This is a genomic window from Exiguobacterium sp. s46 (genome assembly GCF_018618875.1).
Classification (GTDB): domain Bacteria; phylum Bacillota; class Bacilli; order Exiguobacteriales; family Exiguobacteriaceae; genus Exiguobacterium_A; species Exiguobacterium_A abrahamii.
The window spans coordinates 2062131-2083575 of sequence record NZ_JACSMY010000001.1 but is presented as its reverse complement, the minus strand read 5'-3'; the positions used below and the strand labels follow the sequence as shown (position 1 = coordinate 2083575).

General features: G+C 36.8%; 22 protein-coding genes. 20 read left to right on the top strand and 2 right to left on the bottom strand.

Going from position 1 to position 21445, the window contains the following annotated elements:
* Position 1: 1 nt before the first annotated feature.
* The 3 genes from KNQ08_RS10770 (at position 2) to KNQ08_RS10760 (ending at position 2474) form a co-directional block, all read left to right on the top strand.
* Entirely contained in the window at positions 2 to 691 is a 690-nt protein-coding gene (locus KNQ08_RS10770) for a hypothetical protein (protein WP_214805583.1), read from the top strand.
* 15 nt (positions 692 to 706) lie between these two features.
* Positions 707 to 1393, top strand: a complete 687-nt coding sequence (locus tag KNQ08_RS10765; protein ID WP_214805581.1) for a hypothetical protein — start codon at positions 707 to 709, stop codon at positions 1391 to 1393.
* Between the two features lie 181 nt (positions 1394 to 1574).
* Positions 1575 to 2474 carry an LCP family glycopolymer transferase gene (locus KNQ08_RS10760; protein WP_231681775.1) on the top strand — a complete coding sequence of 300 codons (900 nt, stop codon included), beginning with the start codon at positions 1575 to 1577 and terminating at the stop codon, positions 2472 to 2474.
* A gap of 38 nt (positions 2475 to 2512) precedes the next feature.
* On the opposite strand, the gene KNQ08_RS10755 is transcribed toward KNQ08_RS10760, so the two are convergent.
* The gene (locus KNQ08_RS10755) at positions 2513 to 3664 is read right to left on the bottom strand and encodes a hypothetical protein (protein ID WP_214724100.1); all 1152 of its coding nucleotides are present in this window, start codon (positions 3662 to 3664) and stop codon (positions 2513 to 2515) included.
* 199 nt (positions 3665 to 3863) lie between these two features.
* Between KNQ08_RS10755 and KNQ08_RS10750 the strand changes: the two genes are divergently transcribed.
* The 17 genes from KNQ08_RS10750 (at position 3864) to KNQ08_RS10670 (ending at position 20316) form a co-directional block, all read left to right on the top strand.
* Complete coding sequence (locus tag KNQ08_RS10750; protein WP_050678205.1) at positions 3864 to 4595, top strand: YveK family protein; 732 nt, start codon at positions 3864 to 3866, stop codon at positions 4593 to 4595.
* Positions 4588 to 5283: a CpsD/CapB family tyrosine-protein kinase gene (locus KNQ08_RS10745; RefSeq protein WP_050678204.1), complete on the top strand. Its 696-nt coding sequence runs from the start codon at positions 4588 to 4590 to the stop codon at positions 5281 to 5283. The genes KNQ08_RS10750 and KNQ08_RS10745 overlap by 8 nt, the downstream gene beginning before the upstream one ends.
* Positions 5280 to 6059: a tyrosine-protein phosphatase gene (locus KNQ08_RS10740; RefSeq protein ID WP_353049224.1), complete on the top strand. Its 780-nt coding sequence runs from the start codon at positions 5280 to 5282 to the stop codon at positions 6057 to 6059. Before KNQ08_RS10745 ends, KNQ08_RS10740 begins: the two co-directional genes overlap by 4 nt.
* Positions 6060 to 6250: 191 nt before the next feature.
* The gene (galU, locus tag KNQ08_RS10735; RefSeq protein ID WP_214805762.1) at positions 6251 to 7138 is read left to right on the top strand and encodes a UTP--glucose-1-phosphate uridylyltransferase GalU; all 888 of its coding nucleotides are present in this window, start codon (positions 6251 to 6253) and stop codon (positions 7136 to 7138) included.
* Between the two features lie 41 nt (positions 7139 to 7179).
* Positions 7180 to 9030, top strand: coding sequence for a polysaccharide biosynthesis protein (locus KNQ08_RS10730; protein WP_214805579.1), 1851 nt, complete (start codon positions 7180 to 7182; stop codon positions 9028 to 9030).
* A gap of 19 nt (positions 9031 to 9049) precedes the next feature.
* The gene (locus KNQ08_RS10725; protein ID WP_214805577.1) at positions 9050 to 9676 is read left to right on the top strand and encodes a sugar transferase; all 627 of its coding nucleotides are present in this window, start codon (positions 9050 to 9052) and stop codon (positions 9674 to 9676) included.
* 3 nt (positions 9677 to 9679) lie between these two features.
* A complete protein-coding gene (locus KNQ08_RS10720) occupies positions 9680 to 10549 on the top strand; it encodes an NAD-dependent epimerase/dehydratase family protein (RefSeq protein ID WP_214805575.1) in 870 nt (289 codons plus the stop codon).
* Positions 10542 to 11294 (top strand): glycosyltransferase family 2 protein, encoded by a 753-nt coding sequence (locus KNQ08_RS10715; protein WP_214805573.1) that lies wholly within the window; start codon positions 10542 to 10544, stop codon positions 11292 to 11294. The genes KNQ08_RS10720 and KNQ08_RS10715 overlap by 8 nt, the downstream gene beginning before the upstream one ends.
* A gap of 4 nt (positions 11295 to 11298) precedes the next feature.
* The gene (locus KNQ08_RS10710; RefSeq protein WP_214805571.1) at positions 11299 to 12135 is read left to right on the top strand and encodes a glycosyltransferase family protein; all 837 of its coding nucleotides are present in this window, start codon (positions 11299 to 11301) and stop codon (positions 12133 to 12135) included.
* 5 nt (positions 12136 to 12140) lie between these two features.
* The gene (locus KNQ08_RS10705; RefSeq protein ID WP_214805568.1) at positions 12141 to 13424 is read left to right on the top strand and encodes an O-antigen polymerase; all 1284 of its coding nucleotides are present in this window, start codon (positions 12141 to 12143) and stop codon (positions 13422 to 13424) included.
* A 14-nt stretch (positions 13425 to 13438) separates the two neighbouring features.
* A complete protein-coding gene (murJ, locus tag KNQ08_RS10700; RefSeq protein WP_214805566.1) occupies positions 13439 to 14956 on the top strand; it encodes a murein biosynthesis integral membrane protein MurJ in 1518 nt (505 codons plus the stop codon).
* Between the two features lie 14 nt (positions 14957 to 14970).
* The gene (locus KNQ08_RS10695; protein WP_214805564.1) at positions 14971 to 15828 is read left to right on the top strand and encodes a glycosyltransferase; all 858 of its coding nucleotides are present in this window, start codon (positions 14971 to 14973) and stop codon (positions 15826 to 15828) included.
* A gap of 2 nt (positions 15829 to 15830) precedes the next feature.
* Positions 15831 to 16736: a glucose-1-phosphate thymidylyltransferase RfbA gene (rfbA, locus tag KNQ08_RS10690; RefSeq protein ID WP_214805562.1), complete on the top strand. Its 906-nt coding sequence runs from the start codon at positions 15831 to 15833 to the stop codon at positions 16734 to 16736.
* On the top strand, positions 16733 to 17293 hold the full coding sequence (gene rfbC / locus KNQ08_RS10685; protein WP_214805560.1) for a dTDP-4-dehydrorhamnose 3,5-epimerase: 561 nt from the start codon (positions 16733 to 16735) through the stop codon (positions 17291 to 17293). Before rfbA ends, rfbC begins: the two co-directional genes overlap by 4 nt.
* Before the next feature lie 2 nt (positions 17294 to 17295).
* Entirely contained in the window at positions 17296 to 18282 is a 987-nt protein-coding gene (gene rfbB / locus KNQ08_RS10680) for a dTDP-glucose 4,6-dehydratase (protein WP_214805558.1), read from the top strand.
* Complete coding sequence (gene rfbD / locus KNQ08_RS10675) at positions 18279 to 19142, top strand: dTDP-4-dehydrorhamnose reductase (RefSeq protein ID WP_214805556.1); 864 nt, start codon at positions 18279 to 18281, stop codon at positions 19140 to 19142. The genes rfbB and rfbD overlap by 4 nt, the downstream gene beginning before the upstream one ends.
* Before the next feature lie 7 nt (positions 19143 to 19149).
* The gene (locus KNQ08_RS10670; RefSeq protein WP_214805555.1) at positions 19150 to 20316 is read left to right on the top strand and encodes a nucleotide sugar dehydrogenase; all 1167 of its coding nucleotides are present in this window, start codon (positions 19150 to 19152) and stop codon (positions 20314 to 20316) included.
* Positions 20317 to 20422: 106 nt separating this feature from the next.
* Here the strand turns inward: KNQ08_RS10670 and KNQ08_RS10665 are convergent, their stop codons facing one another.
* Positions 20423 to 21442 (bottom strand): hypothetical protein, encoded by a 1020-nt coding sequence (locus KNQ08_RS10665; protein WP_214805554.1) that lies wholly within the window; start codon positions 21440 to 21442, stop codon positions 20423 to 20425.
* Between the last annotated feature and the right edge of the window lie 3 nt (positions 21443 to 21445).

Below are 21445 nucleotides of genomic sequence, written 5' to 3'. Positions count from 1 at the left end.
TATGAACACGACCTTCATGAAAATCACAGTGGCAACAATCATCGCGGGATCAACACTCTTTAGTGGAACGGCATCGGCGGCGACGAAAGTCGAAACAACAGCGACAAATCAATACACAGCACTCAAAGCGGGTATGACGATGGAGCAGGTCGCAAAAGTCTTATACGGCAAAGACTACAAAAAACAATTAACGACGAAAAGCGGTTCACAAGTATTGAAGACGAAAGAAGAGTTTAAGGACGTTGAAGATAAGCGTAAAGAAATTTATTACGAAATCTATGATCGGAAGGCAAAGATTCCTCCGACTTTGATGTCGCTCGGTTTCATGACGAAAAAGAACGATTCCGTGTATCGTCTTATTTCGAAACAAGTCGAAATGGGACGGAATACATATTCCGAATACCGAGAGAGTGCACGGAAGTTAAACGCGGGCGCTAAAATCAAGACGGGAATGACGGAGAAACAACTCGATGGTGTGCTTTCGGGGTCTGGTCTTGGTGAATGGGCTGGATTGCTTGAGGAAGATGCACGAAGCGTCTTCAGTGCGAAAGAAATCAAAGACTATGAGATTGAAGCGTTTAAAGGAAAATTGTATGTCTTCCAAAAATCGACGAAATCACGTGTTTACGTTGAGATGAGTTATGACACGAAAAAGAAAGCCTACGTTATTGAAAATCACGAGACATTCTAAAAAGGAGATAGGAACATGAAAATGACATTTACGAAAGTTGCAGTAGCAACAGTACTCGCAGGAACGACTTTATTCGGAGGTGCAGCATCTGCTGCGACGAAAGATGAAACGAAAGTGACGAATCGCTATACAGCGTTAAAAGCTGGGATGACAATCGAACAAGCAGCAAAAGTCATCTATGGAAAAGACTATAAGAAACAACTGACGAAAAAAAGTGGATCGACAGTCTTGAAGAAAAAAGCAGATTCTACAAGTACTACGAATGGACAGAAGGCGACATTTTATACGTTCATCAACGAAAAAACATATTTGGATTCGACAGGCTTGATGTTCATGACGAAGAAAAAGAGTTCCGTCTATCGTTTGACAAGCAAAACGGTCAGTCTTTTACGTTTAGATTCAGTTACGGGATTCCGCGAAAGTAAGATGAAGCTCATGAAAGGGAAAAAGATTAAAAATGGCATGACTGAAAAGCAATTGGACGGTGTTTTGTCTGGAAAGGGTCTAGGGGAATGGACGAGTTTGACGACCATTGATTGGACATCTGTGCAATCGAAACAAGAGCTTGAAATCGGAGCAGGCGTCAAAGGATACACGAAATGGTATGTCTTCCCGACGTCGACAAGCCAACGCAAATATATCATCATGGACTATGATTTCAAGAAAAAGACCTACAAAGTGGCTAGTCAAACAACGCTTTAATCAACAAAGGAGCTTATCTTAACGATAGGCTCTTTTTTTCATCTTTTCCCGTTTTTGACAAATCATCCTCGAATTTCGCTATACTCGGACTGTAAGTCTTTTCATACACAACCGATATTAACGAGAAGCAAAACACAGAAGGGAATGGACGCAGTTGGAACGAGTAAAAAAAAGACGTAAGGTGAAAAAACGTTGGACGCCACTTAAAATCATGTTGTTGATTGCACTTGTCCTCGTCGTCGGTGTCGGCGGATTCATCGGCTATACATATTATCAAGTCGACCAGACGGTCAAAAAAATTCAGTCACCGGTCAAGAATACGGGAGACAAGGTCGTCGAAGAGCAAAAGCCGGTCTCCGTTCTATTGCTCGGTGTCGACCAACGGCCAGGGGAACGGGGACGCAGTGACTCGATCATGGTCATGACATTGAACCCGACACGGAACGAAAGTCGATTGATCAGTATTCCACGGGATACGAAGGTCGATATCGTCGGAAAAGGAACGAACGATAAGATCAACCACGCGTATTCATTCGGTGGACCAGAGATGGCAATCAAGACGGTCGAGAAATTCCTCAACATCCCAATCAACTACTATGCGGAAATCAACATGGAGGGATTCACGTCCCTAGTTGATGCAGTTGGTGGTGTGACGGTCAATAATGATATCGACTTTACTGTCAGTGGAACACATTTTCCGGTTGGTAAAGTCAACTTAGATGGAAAATCGGCTTTGAAGTTCACACGGATGCGTTACGAAGATCCACGAGGTGACTTCGGTCGTCAGATGCGTCAGCGGGAAGTCATCGCCCAAGTCGCAAACAAATTGTCATCCGACGTGTCGGTTAGTAACTTCAACGCCATCATGGATGTCGTCGGGAAAAACGCGCAGACGAACGTCTCGTTCAAACCGATGCGGACACTTGCCTTTGATTACATGGATGCCTTCCGTAACCAAAAGAACTTGAAACTCGAAGGAACGGGTGGAAAAGAAGGCGACGGAATCTATTACTGGCACCCGACAGAAGATTCATTAAAAGAGACACAAACGGCATTACGCTATTCACTTGATATGGAATGATAAAAAGCACCGACTCCACTATGAGTCGGTGCTTTTGTTTAAAACGATTGTTCCGCTAGACGAATCCGACTGATCGTTCCGTCTTTTGCAAAACGTTGGAGACGATACGAGTTACTCGTGACGAGTCCTGTCGATTCAGTTTCGAGTTGAAGGGGGGCGAGTGAGGCTAATTGCTCATTCGTAATAGTCGTCTCCGTCCAGTCAATGGCGATCACTTTGTTGTCCTTCAAGACAAAAAAGTGATTTCCGTAAAACAGGTAGTCATGCAATTCATCATTGAAAGTCCGATCGGCTGGTCCATAAAGACTATTCAGTTCTTCACTACTTTTGCCGATAAGGTCAATGAGGGTCCCGGTAACAAAACTCGTATCGAGCTGATCGTTGACCCACGTCAAAAGCGTTTCATCAGCAAGTGGTTCACCTTCAAGCTGTTTTGTCGTATCGGACGTTTTAATATACCCCGTTAAATCATCCGACAATTCGATTTCAGTCACGCCGTCATTTTTCTTGACGATGCGATATCCGTCACCGAAATCGGCTTCGTACAGCAATGTCGTCATCGACTCTTCCCGATAGATGTTGCTCGAACGTGTTTTGACGTATAGGACATCATCAACAGCGGCAGTCTCTTCTGGTGCTGTTGGTTTCTTTTCCTTCGTTTTTTCAACTGTGACCGGTTTTTCGACAGTAGCCTTTGGTGTCGTATCTGCAGATCCTACGAAGTATGTCGAGTAGACGTAAGTTCCACCGGCTCCAAGTAAGAAACAAAGAATCAACAGCGCGATCCAGCCCCAAGGTAACGGTCGTTTTGCTCCAGCATGCTTGATTTCTTTCTCTTTTTTACGTCGTTTTGGTTCCGGTTCGCGTTGACTCCGTGAAAGAGTCGGAAGTGGTTCTTCTGCCTCGTCCGGGAGTGGACCATCTTCGTCCAAGATTGGACGAGCGACTAATGTACCGTAAAAGTCAGCTAATGTCGCATGATGTTTTCCGGCGAGAAATGCATTCCATTCGTCGACCGTAACGGTATCTTCGTCATAAGGAATCAGTGGCGGTTGACCGGTAATTCGGATCATCGTATCCGTCAAGGATTCCGTCGAAGCAAGACTCGAACGAATCCGTTCATGAAGTCGTGCGATATCTTCCTTCGAGTGAGATGTATAGAATTGTAGCGCTTGTAACGAGCGATGCATAAAGAAATTCCTCCTATGTCGAGATACGGAAATGAATGTAAAAAGTAACAATTCATCTTTTATTATACGCAATGTTTTTCAATAAACGTATGTCATTTCCTAAAAAAACATCAACCATTTCCCAAATATTTGTTATACTGAGTCCTAGTTGATGTAGGAAAGTCACTGAATTAGACAAATAAAGGAGAATAATTAGACCATGAATGAAACGATTAGCTTGCAGGAATTATTTTCGATTTTACGTAAATCGTTCTGGCGCATCTTGGCGTTGACGATTGTCGCCGCCCTCATCTCATTTGCCGTCAGTAGCTTTTTGATTAAACCGACGTATCAAGCAGGGACGCAAATTCTCGTCACACCGAAGAAACAAGACAATGAAGTCATTGATGCACAGTCTGTCCAGTCGTCTGTCACATTGGTTAATACATATCGGGTCATCATCAAGAGCCCGGCGATTTTAGAACAGGTTCAAAAGGAAGTTCCGAACGCACCAACGAATATGAATGCTTTGAACAACATGGTCACGGTCGAAAGTGAGCAAAACTCTCAGGTCATTAACGTTTCGGTCCAAAGTACCGATGCAGCATTAGCATCCAACTTGGCGAACTCGATTGCTGAAGTCTTTAGTTCAGACGTTCAAGAATTAATGAGTGTTGATAACGTTACTGTCTTGTCGACATCAGGTATCCCAACGTCACCTGTCAGTCCGAACATCATTTTGAACACAGCGATCGCAGCAGTCGTCGGATTCTTACTCGGTGTCGGTCTTGCGTTCTTACGTGAAGTACTCGATCGTCGCATCCGAACAGAAGATCAGGTCCAACAAATTCTTGATCTGCCGGTGCTCGGTAGTATCCCGGATATTGATAGTAAAGTATTCAAGTCATCGTCAAAAGCAGCAAAACGAGAGGCGGTCAAACAATATGGCTAAGAAGAGCAAAATGAATAAAGACGCGCGGAAACTGATTACAGTCACGCAACCAAAGTCACCTGTCGCCGAACAGTACCGGACGATCCGGACGAACATTGAATTCATGGCCGTCGATCGTGAGATTCAAGCGATTCTTGTCACCTCTGCAACGCAAGGCGAAGGAAAATCAACGACATCTTCGAACTTAGCTGTCGCTTACGCACAGCAAGGGAAAAAAGTATTGATTATCGATACGGATATGCGTCGCCCAACGGTTCATTATACGTTCCGTGTTGCGAATGGTCTTGGACTTTCGAGTCTTTTAACTCGCCAAGCGGAAAAAGAAAAGGCAATCTTACCAACGAAAGTCGATAACCTATCAATTTTGACAGCCGGTCCGATTCCGCCGAATCCAGCGGAGCTCTTGTCGTCACGTGCGATGGAGCATCTAACGGAACAACTACGTGAAGAATTCGACATCATCATCTTTGACGCACCGCCATTACTACAAGTCGCCGATAGTCGGATTACTTCGAAACTAACGGATGGTGTTGTCCTTGTCGTCGGTTGTACGACATCTGATCGTCAACGAGTGTTAAAAGCGAAAGAACAGCTTGAACTGGCCGAAGCGAAAATTCTCGGTGTCGTCTTGAACCGTCGTGAACTGACGGATGATTCAGCATACCAATACTACTATTCCTATGAGTGAGGGACATCTATATGGTTGATATCCACTGTCATATCTTGCCGCTCGTCGATGACGGTCCGGCTAGTGTCGAACATGCCTTACAGTTAGCTGAACAAGCCGTCGCAGAGGGGGTGTCGCGGATCATCGCGACACCACACCTCTATCATCCACAATTCGAAACAGAAGATGTCGATGTGAAGCTCACCGTCGATGAATTCAATGTCTTGTTGAAACAACGTGATATTCCACTAACCGTCTATCCAGGTCATGAGATCCGGTTGATCGGTGAGTTGATGGAAGCGTTAGAAGCAGGGCAAGCGCTGACACTCAACGATTCACGCTATATTTTGATCGAGTTTCCGTCAAGTGGGATTCCATCGTATGCGCGCCAAGTCTTTGCAGAATTGATTTCTGATGGTTATATTCCCGTTGTTGCCCATCCGGAAAAGAACAAGACGATTATTCAGAATCCGTCATTACTGTTTGAATTGATATCAAACGGTGCCATCAGTCAGGTGACGTGTGCTAGTTTGATCGGCAAATACGGAAAGGATGTCCAGCGGTTTGCGATTGCCTTGCTTGAGAATGGGTTAGCCCATCTTGTGGCAAGTGATGCACATCAACTAGAGAAACGTCCGTTCTACTGGAAGCAATGCGAACGGATGCTTGAGAAAACATTCGAAGATTGGTTGATCGATGAGATTTATGAAAACAATGAAGCCGTTCTCTTGAACCAACTCGTGACAATCAATCCCCCGAGTCCTGTCGAGAAGAATTGGAAAGGACAGTGGGTATAACATTTTTTGTCAAGGTGAGGGAAAGAGAGTGAAATGGCACTCTCTTTTTTCTATGTTAACGCTTACATTATGAAATTATGGAAATCTTTATGGAAAGTGACGCTTGTCCTATGTTATTGTATTTTACATAAAGAATGGAATGTTAGATATAATTTGGGAAACCGAAATTATATATAGGAGATGATTATGTGATTAAAGTAAAAAAAGCAGTTATTCCAGCAGCGGGACTCGGAACACGTTTCTTGCCAGCGACAAAAGCGATGCCGAAGGAAATGTTACCGATCGTTGATAAACCAACGATTCAATACATCATTGAAGAAGCCATTGAATCAGGAATCGAAGATATCTTGATTATCACTGGTAAAGGGAAACGCGCGATCGAAGATCACTTTGATTCCGTACCGGAACTGGAAGCGAACCTGATTTCGAAGAATAAATCAGAATTACTATACTTAGTCGAAGAGACAACGAAGATTAACATTCATTTCATTCGTCAATCGAAACCAAAAGGTCTTGGGGATGCGATTCTTCAAGCGAAAGCATTCGTGGGTAATGAACCATTCGTCGTCATGCTTGGTGATGATATCGTTCAGGCTGAAGTACCTTGTACGCGACAGTTAATCGAACAGTATGAAATCACGAATAGTTCAATCATTGGTGTGCAGCCAGTTCCTGAAAAGGATACACATCGTTACGGCATCGTTGATCCAAGCTCTAGCATCTCAGAGCAATTACATAAGGTGAAATCATTCGTCGAGAAGCCAGCACCAGGAACAGCCCCATCGAGCTTAGCAATTCTAGGACGCTACTTGTTGACTCCAGAAATCTTTAAATATCTTGAAACACAACAAGTCGGATCTGGTGGCGAAATTCAATTGACGGACGCGATTACGCGACTCAACGAAATGCAGCGGGTCTTTGCGTACGAATTTGATGGCAAACGCTATGATGTCGGTGAAAAATTAGGATTCATTCGGACGACTCTCGAGTTTGCTTTGAACCGTGAAGACCTAGGAGCAGACGTGGCAGAAATGATGGAAGAATTGTTGCAAGCACACAAAACACAATCGCTTGTCTGAAAAACAGCATTTCAAATATTAGTTGAAAGGAGTGAATGTTCGTGAAGAAGTATTACTATTACCGAACGATTTTATTAGCATGTATGGATGCCTGTGCATTAATGGTTGCAATGAGCTTTACATATTTTTTCTTATATCCAAAGGAATTATTTTTATTGATCGACAGTCGTGATTTAGTTCAGTCAGCGACGGTATTTGCTTTACTCTTCATCACAGTCGCGTTTCTGATGAAACTGTACCGTGTTAACTGGAAATATGCGAGTGTACAGGAAGCAATGACATTATCATTGTCCCTGGGACTCAGCTCAATCGGCTTAATAGTGTATCAAGTTCTATTCTTCGGACAAGTCTTAGAACGTATCACACTATTAAGTTTTTGTATTTCTTTACTGTTACTTGGAGCGATCCGCGTAGCATTACGTCTGCTTGGGATCGGTCAGCACTGGCGGAAATATGCTCTACCGCGGCGTATGATCAAATCACGTAAGCGAACATTGGTCATCGGAGCAGGGCGTGCCGGACGAGCACTGGTTCGTCAACTCTATGCATCACCATTTCACGAATTGAAGCCAGTGGCATTCGTTGATGACGATCCGAAACACATGCATTTCGTGATTCAAGGAATCGAAGTTGCAGGAACGACTGAGGATTTAAAGGCAGTCATCGAACGACATAAAATTGAAGCCATCGTCTTAGCGATTCCATCATTGTCACAGCAACGCCGGATTGAACTCATCACCGAGGCAAAGACACTCTGTAAGAACGTTCAAACCTTGCCAATGATTGAAGAACTTGTGACGGGGAAAGTATCGATCAACGCGATACGCGATGTATCGATTGAAGACTTACTCGGACGCGAACCGGTTGAACTGAACATCTCAGGGATTCGGAGTGAAATTGAGAGACGGACGGTCCTTGTCACAGGAGCGGGTGGATCGATTGGATCAGAAATTTGCCGCCAAATCATTCAATTTAATCCCACGACGTTAGTATTACTCGGTCACGGTGAAAACAGTATCTATTTGATTGAACGAGAACTGCGTGGTTTACAGACTGCAATCAACCTAGTGCCAATTATTGCCGATGTACAAGACCAAATGCGTCTCGACGAAGTGTTTGCACAACACCGACCGGATGTCGTCTTCCATGCGGCAGCTCATAAACATGTGCCTTTAATGGAAGCAAATCCATATGAGTCTGTTAAAAATAATGTATATGGTACAAAGAACGTCGCAGAAGTAGCGGATCGTCACCAGGTCGAAAGGTTCGTCATGATCTCAACGGACAAAGCAGTCAACCCGACGAACGTCATGGGCTCGACGAAACGGATTGCCGAGATGATCATTCAGGATTTAGGGAAACGAAGTCAGACGAAATTTGCCGTCGTTCGTTTCGGTAACGTTCTTGGTAGTCGTGGGTCAGTCATTCCACTCTTTAAATCGCAAATTGAAGCTGGTGGACCTGTCACGGTGACGCATCCTGAGATGACACGATTCTTTATGACGATTCCAGAAGCGAGTCGATTGGTCATTCAAGCGGGGATTCTAGCAGACGGTGGAGAAGTCTTCGTCCTTGATATGGGTGAACCAGTTAAAATCGTTGATCTTGCGAAAAACATGATTGAGTTGAGTGGTTTCACGGAAGACGAGATGCCAATCGTATTCTCAGGAATCCGACCGGGAGAAAAGATGTATGAAGAATTACTTAAAGACGGAGAAGTTGATCCAGAAGCGATCTATCCAAAGATTTTCGTTGGTCGAACGAAACAAGCTGAACCAATCGAAGAAATATTACGGATGGTAGAAAATCATCAACTGAATCCATTGCAACTACGCAATACGCTACTTGATATCGCCAATGACGTCGCGATGAAACAACAAAAATTAGTATAAACATAAGGAGCTAAAGCAAATGAGTTATATGACAGTGAAACGGTTGTTAGGATTCACCCTAGCACTTGTGGCGTGTATCGTATTGATACCAGTATTTTTATGCATCATGGGAGCGATAAAGATTGAATCAAGAGGACCTGTCTTTTTCAAACAAAAACGAGTTGGGTTGAAGAAAAGTCATTTCAACATTTTGAAGTTCCGGACCATGTATATTGAAACACCACAAGATACACCGACTCATTTGCTTGCTGATCCGGATGTTTATATTACGCGCGTCGGGAAGTTTTTACGGAAGACAAGCTTAGATGAGCTACCACAACTGTTTAACATCTTAAAAGGTGAGATGAGTTTTGTTGGACCGCGTCCTGCATTATGGAATCAATATGACTTGATAGACGAACGTGATAAATATAGAGCCAATGATACATTACCAGGCCTGACAGGATGGGCGCAAATCAACGGTCGTGATGAATTACCGATTGAAATTAAGGCTCGGTTTGATGGAGAATATATAAAACAAATAGGATTTTTTATGGACGTTCGTTGCTTTGCTTTGACGATTATTAGTGTACTAAAAAGTGATGGGATTGTTGAAGGTAATATTGCTCAAAAAAAAATAGATGAAATTGCATCTACAAAGGAATAAAAAATGAAAAATATAATTTTAACTGGTTCTAAGGGATATCTAAGTACATCACTAAAAGAATTCTTTAATAAACAAGTCAATCAATTTTATGCTAAGACAATTTCACTGAGAAATAATGAATGGGAAAAAATCGATTTTAGTAATACTGATGTTGTAATTCATTGCGCAGCATTAGTTCATAAAAACGAGCAGAAATATAAATTAGAAGATTATATGAAAGTAAACAGCGATTTAACATTGGAATTAGCTAAAAAAAGTAAAAGAGAAGGTGTTAAGCACTTTATTTTTTTTAGTACTATGAGTGTATATGGTGTTGAGGAAGGGCCAATAAGTATAGACACACAAACAAATCCAAAAACTTTTTATGGACAATCAAAATTAAAAGCTGAAAATTTATTATTAGAATTAGCATCAAAAGATTTTACAGTTTCTGTTTTAAGACCACCAATGATTTATGGTAATAGTTCCCCTGGTAATTACAGAAAACTTTCTTACTTAAGTAAGAAAATAATATTTTTCCCTAATATTAACAATAAAAGAAGCATGATTTTTGTGAAAAACTTAGAAATTTATGTAAAAGAGATTGTTTTAAGAAGAGCCAGTGGAATCTATCTCCCACAAAACAACGAATATGTTTCTACTATAAATTTAGTAAAAGAAATTCGGAATAATCAAAGAAAACATACAATTTCTTTTAAGTTGCTTAATCCTTTAATAATGTTTTTTTCTAAAAAAAATAGTTCATTAAACAAGTTGTTTGGAGATTTGTATTACAAAGAAGATACTGATCAATTAAATATAAAAAATAAAATGTATGATTTTAAAGAAAGTATTCGTATTACGGAAGTAGGTCTAAGTAAAAACTATGAATAAAGTATCAATAATAACTCCTGTATATAATTGTGAAAAATATTTAACTAGGACAATTGAGTCCGTTCAAAAACAGACTTATGAAAATTGGGAAATGATATTAATTGATGATTGTTCGACAGACACATCTAAAGAAATCATAAGGAAATTTGAAATCTTTGATGAAAGGATTAAATACATAAAAAATCAGCAAAATAGCGGTGCAGCTTTGTCTAGAAATAAAGGAATTGAAGTTGCAAGAGGTGATTTCATAGCATTTTTAGATAGTGATGATGTCTGGGATCCATATAAATTAGAAAAGCAACTTAATTTCATGATAAAAAATAAATATGATTTTTCTAGTACTGCATACAATAAAATAAATGAGAATAATGAAATAATTCTAGATAAAATAAGTGTACAAAATGAAATGGATTACAAAAACCTACTAAAGTACAACTGTGGAAATTCTACAGTAATGTACAATGCTAAAAATATAGGTAAGTTTTTTATTCCAAATATAAGAAAAAGAAACGACTATTTAATGTGGTTAACTATAATTAAAAAAACAAAAAAAATTTATGGATTAAATGAAGTTTTAGCCAGTCATAGAATTAGAAGTGGTTCTATATCTCAAAACAAACTTTCACTAATAAAATATCACTGGATTGTATATAGAACTTATGAAAAATTATCGATATTTAAAACAATTGGTTTGATTCATTACTGGATTATTAAAGGTCTTAAAAATAAGAAACGGACGGTTTAGAAAGATGACAAAAAAAAATGTGGATATGATATTTGTTGTACTAACATATAAAAATACAGAAGATATAGTTGATTTAGTAAAAAGTATAAGAGAAAAGGCAACTAATAACTTTTCTTATAAAGTAATTATTGTAAATAGCTTTTATGACAATCTAACAAATGATGAATTAAAGAAAGTATCTGCTATATATAATTGTGATTTTTATTCCATCGATAATAAAGGATTTAGTTACGGTAATAACTTTGGTATTGATAAAGCTATAGAAAATTATAATTTTAAGCATCTTATTATATCAAATCCAGACATTCTCTTAAAAACCCTACCTTATAATAAAATATCTAGATATGATGATGGAAAAACAATTATAGGACCTAAAATATCAACATTAAGTGGTAATAATCAAAATCCTTTTTACCATAAGCTAACAGATTTAAGCATGAAATTATTAAAATTGAGTGCCGTAACAAATTTTAAAATTTTTATGTATATCTCTATTGTTTATTCTAAATTTATTAACAATTTTTCGAAGATTATATCTAATAACAGTAATATAGTAGATGCTTTACACGGAGCATTTATAATTATTCCATATGAGGTAGCTAAAAAAAGTTATGACAGTTCATTTAAAATATTTAACAATGAAATGTTTCTTTTAGCTGAGGAGTTATGGTTAGTTTTATTTGCGAGAAACAATATGTATAAATTTAAATATATTAATGAATTAGAAGTTATTCACAAAGAAGATGGATCAATGTCTGGCATTAACGACACCAAAAAGTTTAATTATTGGAAGAATTCATTTACTATTTTTTATGATGAATATATCAAGAGAAGGTATTAAATAATATGAATGTACTAGTTTCTATTTCAATTTTGATATTAAATTTACTATTTATTTCTATGTCATCCAAAAACTATGATCGATTAAATACACCTTTTAATTTAATTTGTAGTCTGTGGACTATAATGGTTTCGATTTCATTAATAATTTTTTACAATTTCAATTTTAGTTATTTAGGAATATTGTATATAGAGTTTATGATTATATTCTTATTTGTTGGAGAACTATTATTTTTTGCAACTGTAAAAAATAATAGTTATCAGGAGAAAAGAACTTATTTTAATGAAAACTTAGCGTTCAAATTAATGTTAATAGTTATTATTCTTTCTATGATATTTCCAATAAAAAATATATACGAACAAAATATCAGTTTATCCTCATTATTTAATTTTAATAATTTATTAGAGATAAACAACTTAATGGCTACAGAACGATACGCTGGACAAAGTAATAATGGATCACTTTTAAATAGTATTTTATTGATAAGCGTATATTTAGCACCTTTAATTGGTGGATACAATTTGAATTTTACAATTAAAAAGTCACAAATAATTTTTTGTATACTTACATTTTTGCCTAGTATATCTATAATGCTTACTCAAAATGCCAAAGCAGGAGTAATTTCTAGTACATTTTTGTTTATTTCTGCATATTTAGTCGGGAATTTAGTTAAAAAAAAATCGGGTTTTTCGTGGAAGAAAACCCTAAAGAATTTCTTTGGTATAATCATAAGTCTATGTATAATTATAAGCTTATTGTTTACTGCAATGTTATTAAGAGTTGGGAAATTCGATATATTTACAATCAAACTTTTATCAAATAAATTTTTAACATATGCTTTTGGTCATATTCCTGCATTCGATGAATGGATAAGTCATTACAAATTTACTGATATTAGTTCGATCGGTGTTAAAACTTTTTATGGTATTTTTGATTTCTTAGGTATTGTAGAACGTCAACCAGGTTTATATAAAGAAGTTGTTTTTACAGGTCCCATATTTTCTACTAATGTTTACACTTGGATGAGACCATTAATTGAGGACTTTGGAATATTCTTCTCTCTACTAATCTTTATCGGAATTGGTATTTTAATCGCGAAATACACATTTAAAATACAAAATAATAATGAAGATAAATTAAGCAGTGTTTTGTTAACAGCTATACTCTTCTTTTTAACTTATTTTGTGACTAGCGCATGGTCATATATGAGTTTTATAGCATCATTTGTATTCTTTTGTGTATATTTGATTTTAATACGTAATAAAATAAAAATTTATAAAGAGACATAAAAAGAGGGAAATCAATGAAAAGAGATTTCATACTAGTATTTATATTTACATTTATTAGCAAAGGTTTAGGGTTTGTTAGGGATATAAGCTTAGCTTATTTTTATGGTGCAAATTCGATTACAGATGCTTATTTAATTTCTTTGACAATCCCAGGAACTATTTATGAATATGTCGGTATTGCTATAACTACTAGCTTAATACCAATTTATTTTGAAGTAAAAAAAAATAAAGACTTAAAATACACTCAAGAGTTTTTAAATAACTTAGCAGCAATAGTAATTCTATTCTCTCTAGTATTGACAATTATAATCTGGATTACTGCTTTTCCTCTAACAAAAATAATTGCTACAGGTTTTGATAAAGAAGCTATTGAAACGACTGTTTTGTTTACAAGAATTGGTTCACTTAGTTTAGCGTTTTCTGGGAGTATCTTTATAATTAATACATTACTTCAAATTAACAAAAGATACTATTTAGCTATATTTGCAGGTATTCCTGCGTCTTTATTTTCTATTTTTATAATATTTATAAGCTACAAAACAAATTCGTTATTTTTAGGGTATTCTAGTTTAATTACAGTTTTTGTTCAATTTGTAACAGTATATTTCCTGTTTAAAAAAACTGTTTTCAATATTGAATTTAAACTTAGTAAAAAGCCTAAAGTAAGTTATGAAATTAAAGGTATGTTAAGTATTGCTTTACCAGCTTTTATCGGAGTTGCTATAAATCAATTGAATACTATAATTGATCGAAATCTTGCTTCTAGAATTATTGAAGGTGGAGTTTCAATATTAAACTATTCAAATAAGCTTCTTTTATTTTCACATGGACTTATTTCTGTTACTTTGGTTTCAATATTATATCCTATAATCTCAAAAAAGATTTCAGATAATGAGGGTAAAAAAATAATCTCAAAATTTTGTACTGAAAATATAAAAAATTTAATTTTGATTTTATTTCCTATTAATATAATTATGCTTTTTTATGCTGAAGAAATAGTAAATGTTCTTTTAGGAAGAGGAGGAATGACTGATAAGTCATTATATATAACAATATCTGTATTTAAACTCTATTCAGTATCACTAGTATTTTTAGGTGTTAGAGAATTTCTATTAAGAATTTTCTTTTCCTATAAAAAAGTTAAAGAAGTTACAATATTATCCATATTTTCTTTGTGTCTAAATATTTTTTTAAGTTTAAATCTTTATAGAAATTATGGATTAAGTGGTTTAGCATTTAGCACGAGTGTATCTACAGCGATTTCTTGCTTAGTTATGTATATCTATATAAATAAAAAAGTGTTAAAAATAATAGACAAAAAAATGTTACTCGAAATTTTTATAATAATAGTTACATCATATTTATCAATATGGATAACTAAAAAAATCACTTTTGATTTTATACATATTTTTATTAGTGCTAAATTCATAATCAATATTTTAATGGGGACAGGACTGTATACGGTAATAATATTATTATTAATATTTTTTAAAATAATAAAAATAAATACAAATAGTGGAGGGAGAAAATAATGAGATATTGTTCGATGATGATTTTATATAATGCTTCATCTGAAGTGGTAAATAGAATTAAAGTTTTAGAAAAAGTTTCTGAAAAAGTTTTTATATATGATAATTCCAGTAAATTAAACAAAGAAATTAAAGAATATGTTGAAAGTAGTAAAAAAATTGTGTACTACTCTAATTTTGAGAATAATGGAATTTCTAAAGCTTTAAATTGGTCATTTCAAGAAGCTATTAAGATCAGTGCTGATTTTATTTTAACTATGGATCAAGACACAGAATATACAGAGAATGAAATAAATAAAATGAAAGAATATATATCTAATCAATCAAGAAAAGATATTTCTAGAGTCGGGATTTTTTCTCCTAATTATGTGAAAATATATACTAATAAAAATAGTAAACCTGCTATAAAAACTAATGAAGTTATAGAAAAAAATTGGACTATGACATCTGGAAGTTTTGTAAATCTAGAAGCGATACAAAATATTGGAATGATTGATGAAAACTTCTTCTTATCCTACGTAGATATTGACTTAGGAACTTTCTTGAGAATAAATAACTATAAAATTATATTAGTAGGTCAATCAACGCAATATCAACAATTAGGTGATCCTATAAAAGGTTCTTTAATCAATATATTATTGAGAAAAACTCAACATAATAATTCAAGATATTACTATATGGTTAGAAATAATTTTTATTTTAGAAAAAAATATAAAGATAATAAAGAAATAGTTAAAATGTCCTACTATTTACTAAGTAAATATATATATAAAATAATTTTTAGCGAAAAAGATAAGGTCAATAAAATAAAGAGCAGTTATTTAGGTTATAAAGCTTATAAAAAGAATGAACTAGGAAAAAGAGAGGGGCTTTAAAAATGAAAGGTATAATTTTAGCTGGCGGCAGTGGTACACGTTTATATCCATTAACTAAGTCAATTTCAAAGCAATTGTTACCCGTATACGATAAACCTATGATTTATTATCCTATGTCAACTCTGATGTTAGCTGGAATTAAGGAAATCCTAATTATTTCTACTCCTGAAGATACTCCTCGCTTCGAGCAACTTTTAGGAGATGGTAAAGAATTGGGTCTAAAGATCTCTTATAAAGTTCAAGAATCTCCAGATGGTTTAGCTCAAGCTTTCATTATTGGTGAAGACTTTATTGGTGATGATTCAGTTGCTCTTGTATTAGGCGATAATATTTATTATGGTCATGGCTTCACAGAGCTTCTACAAAAAGCTTCTTCCTTACAATCAGGATCTACGGTGTTTGGCTATCACGTACATGATCCAGAACGCTTTGGTGTTGTCGAATTTGATCAGCAGCAAAATGTTATTTCAATTGAAGAGAAGCCAGAAGTCGCTAAAAGTAATTATGCGATTACTGGTTTGTATTTCTATGATAATCGTGTAGTTGAATTTGCAAAATCCTTGAAACCTTCTCCTCGAGGAGAACTTGAAATTACTGATTTGAATAAATGTTATTTAGAAGATAATTCATTACGTGTTGAACTCCTCGGACGCGGTTTTGCATGGCTTGATACAGGAACTCATGAATCACTTCTCGAAGCTTCTACTTTTATTGAGACCATTGAGCGTAGACAAAAATTGAAGATTGCCTGTTTAGAAGAAATCTCATATCGCATGGGCTACATTTCAAAAAAACAATTGATTGATTTAGCACAACCGTTGAAGAAAAATGCTTATGGTCAATATCTTTTGCATGTCGCTAACACCGTGAAAGATCGATTTCTTCAGGAGGAGGGTGTTCAATCATGAAAGTAATTAAAAGTAAATTAGACGGTGTAGTATTGCTTGAACCGAAAGTATTCGGCGATCATCGTGGTTTTTTCATGGAAAGTTACAACGAAGAAACATTTCATGCGGCAGGTATTAAACATGACTTCATTCAAGATAACCATTCGTTATCTAAAGAAGCTGGTGTTTTGCGAGGTATGCACTATCAATTAAATCCAAAAGCGCAAACAAAATTAGTTCGTGTAGGTACTGGTGCAATCTATGATGTCGTTGTAGATATGCGCAAAAATTCTCCTACTTATGGAGAGTGGGAAGGCTTTATTTTAAGTGAACATAATAAACGACAATTATTGGTTCCTAAGGGTTTTGCACATGGTTTTTGTACCCTGACTGAGGATGTAAATGTTTTTTATAAAGTTGACGAATTATACTCAGCTGAACACGATCGAGGAATTCAGTGGGATGATCCAGCACTAAATATTAACTGGCCAATTTCTAATCCGATTCTTTCAGATAAAGATACAAAACATCCGACATTTGAACAAGCAGAAAACAACTTTGAATGGAGTGGGAAATAATAATGAATATTATCGTTACAGGTGGAGCTGGATTCATTGGAAGTAACTTTGTTCGCCATATGTTACATACATATCCTACCTATAAAATCATTAACTTAGATTTACTTACGTACGCAGGCAATAAAGACAGCTTAGCTGATGTCATGGACAACCCAAATCATATATTTGTAGAAGGAAACATTACTGATCGCCAATTGTTAGATCGATTAATTCAAGAACATAATGTAGAAGGTATCATCAACTTTGCAGCAGAGTCGCACGTAGACCGAAGCATATTGAATCCTGAAGTGTTTGTGGAAACAAACATTCAAGGAACACTTGCATTACTGGACGCTGCACGGAAACATAATCTTAAAAAATATGTACAAGTATCGACCGACGAAGTATACGGTTCTCTAGGCGCAGAAGGATACTTTACTGAAGATACGCCGCTGGCACCAAATAGTCCTTACTCTGCCTCTAAAGCTGGAGCAGATATGTTAGTACGGTCTTATTTTGAAACATACGGCATGGATGTCAACATTACACGCTGTTCAAATAACTATGGTCCATTCCATTTCCCTGAAAAACTCATCCCATTGATGATTACCAATGCGATGGATCAAAAAGAATTACCGATTTACGGTGATGGTGAAAATATTCGAGATTGGTTGCATGTAACCGATCATTGTGCGGCAATCGATTTAGTTTTCCATAATGGAAAATCGGGTGAAGTCTATAATGTGGGTGGACATAACGAACGAACAAACAACCAAATCGTAGACTTGATTGTGGAACGTTTGAATGTTTCTTCTGACCTAGTGAAGTATGTAGAAGATCGTTTAGGACATGATCGTCGTTATGCGATTGATCCAGCTAAATTAGAAACAGAACTCGGTTGGAAACCAAAATATACATTTGATACAGGAATTATCGAAACTATCGACTGGTATCTAGCGAACGAAGCTTGGTGGCGTCCACTCAAAGAGAAAGCGACACTAGTTAAATGAAGAAAGTCATTATAACAGGTGCCAATGGTCAATTAGGAAAAGATCTCGTTGAGTTAATTGACGCTTCAGCATTTGAAGTTGTTGCTTTTACAAAATCAGAACTTGATATCACGAATGAGAGTGCAGTTCAAACCATCGTGAACTCGATTCAACCAGACTGGATTCTTCACGCTGCTGCATATACGAATGTCGAAGCAGCAGAAGACGAAGGGAAGGAACAGAACTGGCTAGTGAACGCTACAGGGACTGAAATTATTGCAAAAGCTGCTAAGACAGTCAATGCTAAAATGATTTACGTGAGTACGGACTATGTTTTTGATGGTACAAAAGAAACGCCTTATGAAACTACAGACGCTGTTAATCCTTTGAACGAGTACGGTAAAGCAAAATTGGCTGGAGAAAAAGCTGTTCAAGAGATTTTAAAGGAAGACGGATTTATTATTCGAACATCGTGGGTGTTTGGGGTTCATGGTCACAATTTTGTGTATACAATGTTAAAGCTATCGGAAACAAGAAGTGAATTAAATGTGGTGTCTGATCAATTGGGAAGACCTACTTTTTCAGAAGATTTAGCACGTTTTATGTGGTTTATCGTAAACCAAAAAGTAGCAGGAGGACTATATCACTTTTCAAATGAAGGCGTTTGTTCATGGCACGATTTTGCCCAAGAGATTCTTAAAGAGAAAGCAGTTAAAGTATTAGCTTGTAACTCTGATGCGTTTCCACAAAAAGCTAAAAGACCAATGAGAAGTATATTATCTTTATCTTCAATCGAGAGTTTGGGTTATGAAATTCCGACTTGGCAGGATGCTTTAAATCGTTTTAAGCAGAAACAAAAAATCAAACAAGAAATTGAGTGATAGTCACATGAAAATCACAGTAGCAGGAACAGGATACGTAGGTCTATCGATGGCCGTATTACTCGCCCAGCATAATGAAGTCACATCGATTGATATCATTAAAGAACGGGTAGAAATGGTTAACAACCGTAAATCGCCTATTGTTGATGCAGAAATCGAAAACTTCCTTCAACATAAGGAATTGAACTTACACGCTACAACAGATAACTTCGAAGCCTACAAAGAAGCAGAGTTCGTCGTCATCGCAACTCCTACAGACTATGATCCAGTACGCAATTACTTCAACACACGGACAGTCGAAAGCGTCGTCGCAACGGTACTTGCGATTAATCCGGATGCCACAATGGTCATCAAGTCGACCGTACCAGTAGGTTATACAGAAGAATTAAAAGAAAAATTCGATACACCGAATATCGTCTTCTCGCCAGAATTCTTGCGTGAAGGACAGGCGTTACATGACAACCTGTACCCATCTCGTATCGTCGTGGGCGAACGTTCAGAGCGCGCACAACAGTTTGCTGATTTATTATTGCAAGGGGCAGTGAAGAAAGACGTTCCTGTCTTATTGACAGACTCGACGGAAGCAGAAGCGATCAAGCTCTTCTCGAACACCTATCTTGCTATGCGTGTCGCGTTCTTTAATGAACTTGATACGTATGCGGAAGTGCGTAATTTAGATACGAAGCAAATCATCGAAGGTGTTGGTCTCGATAGCCGGATTGGGAATCACTATAACAATCCGTCATTCGGCTATGGTGGGTACTGCTTACCGAAAGATACGAAGCAGCTACTTGCGAACTATGAGGATGTTCCGAACAACATCATCGGTGCAATCGTCGAAGCAAACCGGACGCGTAAAGACTATATTGCAGATACGATCATCAAACAAAATCCAAAAGTCGTTGGCGTCTATCGTTTGACGATGAAGACAGATTCGGACAACTTCCGTGCGTCATCGATCCAAGGTATCATGAAGCGAATCAAGGCAAAAGGAATTGAAGTGACTGTCTTTGAGCCAGTCTTAACTGAAGATACGTTCTACAACTCACGTGTCATTCGTGACATTGAAGCGTTTAAGCAAGAATCGGATATCATTATTTCAAATCGGATGCATCCAGAGTTGAGTGATGTGGAAGAGAAGGTTTATACGCGAGATTTGTATAGTAGAGATTAATTAGCTTTGACATGTATGGGTTCAAAAATAGGAGTGCAGAATTAAGTACGCTTTTGACGTACAATTCTGCACTCCTATTTTGCATAATAAACTCTTAATTCTTGAATTAATTTTTAATATTTAATGCTACCATTGCTTTTTGTGATTCTAGAATCAATTCATCAACTTGATTATCAAGTAATGTTGGAAGAGCTTTTGATTCCGAATTATGCTCTACTAGATCTTGATTCGATAACTTATACAAAATCGCAACGATTTTGATATTCGTATCAACTAATACTTTTTCTTCATGAGTAAAGAAGTTATAGTCATTTTTACGAGAAACTAAGTTTTCTAAACGACTAACCTGTTTAAGGTAGGTATCTTGAATAAGGATTAAATCAGCTTCCATTTTAGAAGCTAATACAGCTACACGACGTAAAAAATCTAAAGAACGCTTAATGACCTTAATGACACTGTCTACTTCATTTTCTACTTCATATGCTTTTTCTAAGCTTGAATTCCCCTTAGCGTTTACAAGTAGTCCTCCGACGGCAACAACAGGACCTGTCACTGCTCCCATTAATACTTGGGAACCTAAAGCGATTCCACCACCACCTGCAGCTAGACTACCGCCACCTAGAGCAGCTAAAGCTGCGTTTGTTGCTGCGACTCCAGATAAAGAACTGATTGCAGTTCCAGTTGAAGCTGTCCCCAGAGCCATGACACCACTATATGCAGCAAAACCTGTAGCTACGCCTGCTCCAGCGGAAGCGGCTGTCGTACCTAAAACTTCAATGGCTTGTACTTGAATTTCTTCGATTTTATGAAGAGAATGTTCAGGCATCTTGAACTCACCTGTTGTTTTGTTCTCAAATTCCGGACGGTTTTTAATCTTTTCGAAAGCGCTTGAAAAGCGATCGAAATCTTTCCAGATTTCAACTTTTAGTTTCCCTAAAGATTCTAATTGTGCTCCCGTTTCACTTTCAACTTTAGTAAGTTCACGTTTTGATTTATTGTACTTAGTTTCAGCTTCTTCGACGATAGCCTTTGCATCAGCAATTTTTTTTACACCTTTTGTACCCGCTGTAACACCTGTAATTCCTGCTGCGATTGCGATTCCGCCAATAATAAATGGAAGTGGCATTTT

Bases quoted from the DNA above. Each gene is read 5' to 3' on its own strand.
- KNQ08_RS10770 (WP_214805583.1), top strand. From the start codon at position 2: ATGAACACGACCTTCATGAAAATCACAGTGGCAACAATCATCGCGGGA.
- KNQ08_RS10765 (WP_214805581.1), top strand. From the start codon at position 707: ATGAAAATGACATTTACGAAAGTTGCAGTAGCAACAGTACTCGCAGGA.
- KNQ08_RS10755 (WP_214724100.1), bottom strand. From the start codon at position 3,664: ATGCATCGCTCGTTACAAGCGCTACAATTCTATACATCTCACTCGAAG.
- KNQ08_RS10750 (WP_050678205.1), top strand. From the start codon at position 3,864: ATGAATGAAACGATTAGCTTGCAGGAATTATTTTCGATTTTACGTAAA.
- KNQ08_RS10745 (WP_050678204.1), top strand. From the start codon at position 4,588: ATGGCTAAGAAGAGCAAAATGAATAAAGACGCGCGGAAACTGATTACA.
- KNQ08_RS10725 (WP_214805577.1), top strand. From the start codon at position 9,050: ATGAGTTATATGACAGTGAAACGGTTGTTAGGATTCACCCTAGCACTT.
- KNQ08_RS10720 (WP_214805575.1), top strand. From the start codon at position 9,680: ATGAAAAATATAATTTTAACTGGTTCTAAGGGATATCTAAGTACATCA.
- KNQ08_RS10715 (WP_214805573.1), top strand. From the start codon at position 10,542: ATGAATAAAGTATCAATAATAACTCCTGTATATAATTGTGAAAAATAT.
- KNQ08_RS10710 (WP_214805571.1), top strand. From the start codon at position 11,299: ATGACAAAAAAAAATGTGGATATGATATTTGTTGTACTAACATATAAA.
- KNQ08_RS10705 (WP_214805568.1), top strand. From the start codon at position 12,141: ATGAATGTACTAGTTTCTATTTCAATTTTGATATTAAATTTACTATTT.
- murJ (WP_214805566.1), top strand. From the start codon at position 13,439: ATGAAAAGAGATTTCATACTAGTATTTATATTTACATTTATTAGCAAA.
- KNQ08_RS10695 (WP_214805564.1), top strand. From the start codon at position 14,971: ATGATGATTTTATATAATGCTTCATCTGAAGTGGTAAATAGAATTAAA.
- rfbA (WP_214805562.1), top strand. From the start codon at position 15,831: ATGAAAGGTATAATTTTAGCTGGCGGCAGTGGTACACGTTTATATCCA.
- rfbC (WP_214805560.1), top strand. From the start codon at position 16,733: ATGAAAGTAATTAAAAGTAAATTAGACGGTGTAGTATTGCTTGAACCG.
- rfbB (WP_214805558.1), top strand. From the start codon at position 17,296: ATGAATATTATCGTTACAGGTGGAGCTGGATTCATTGGAAGTAACTTT.
- rfbD (WP_214805556.1), top strand. From the start codon at position 18,279: ATGAAGAAAGTCATTATAACAGGTGCCAATGGTCAATTAGGAAAAGAT.
- KNQ08_RS10670 (WP_214805555.1), top strand. From the start codon at position 19,150: ATGAAAATCACAGTAGCAGGAACAGGATACGTAGGTCTATCGATGGCC.
- KNQ08_RS10665 (WP_214805554.1), bottom strand. From the start codon at position 21,442: ATGCCACTTCCATTTATTATTGGCGGAATCGCAATCGCAGCAGGAATT.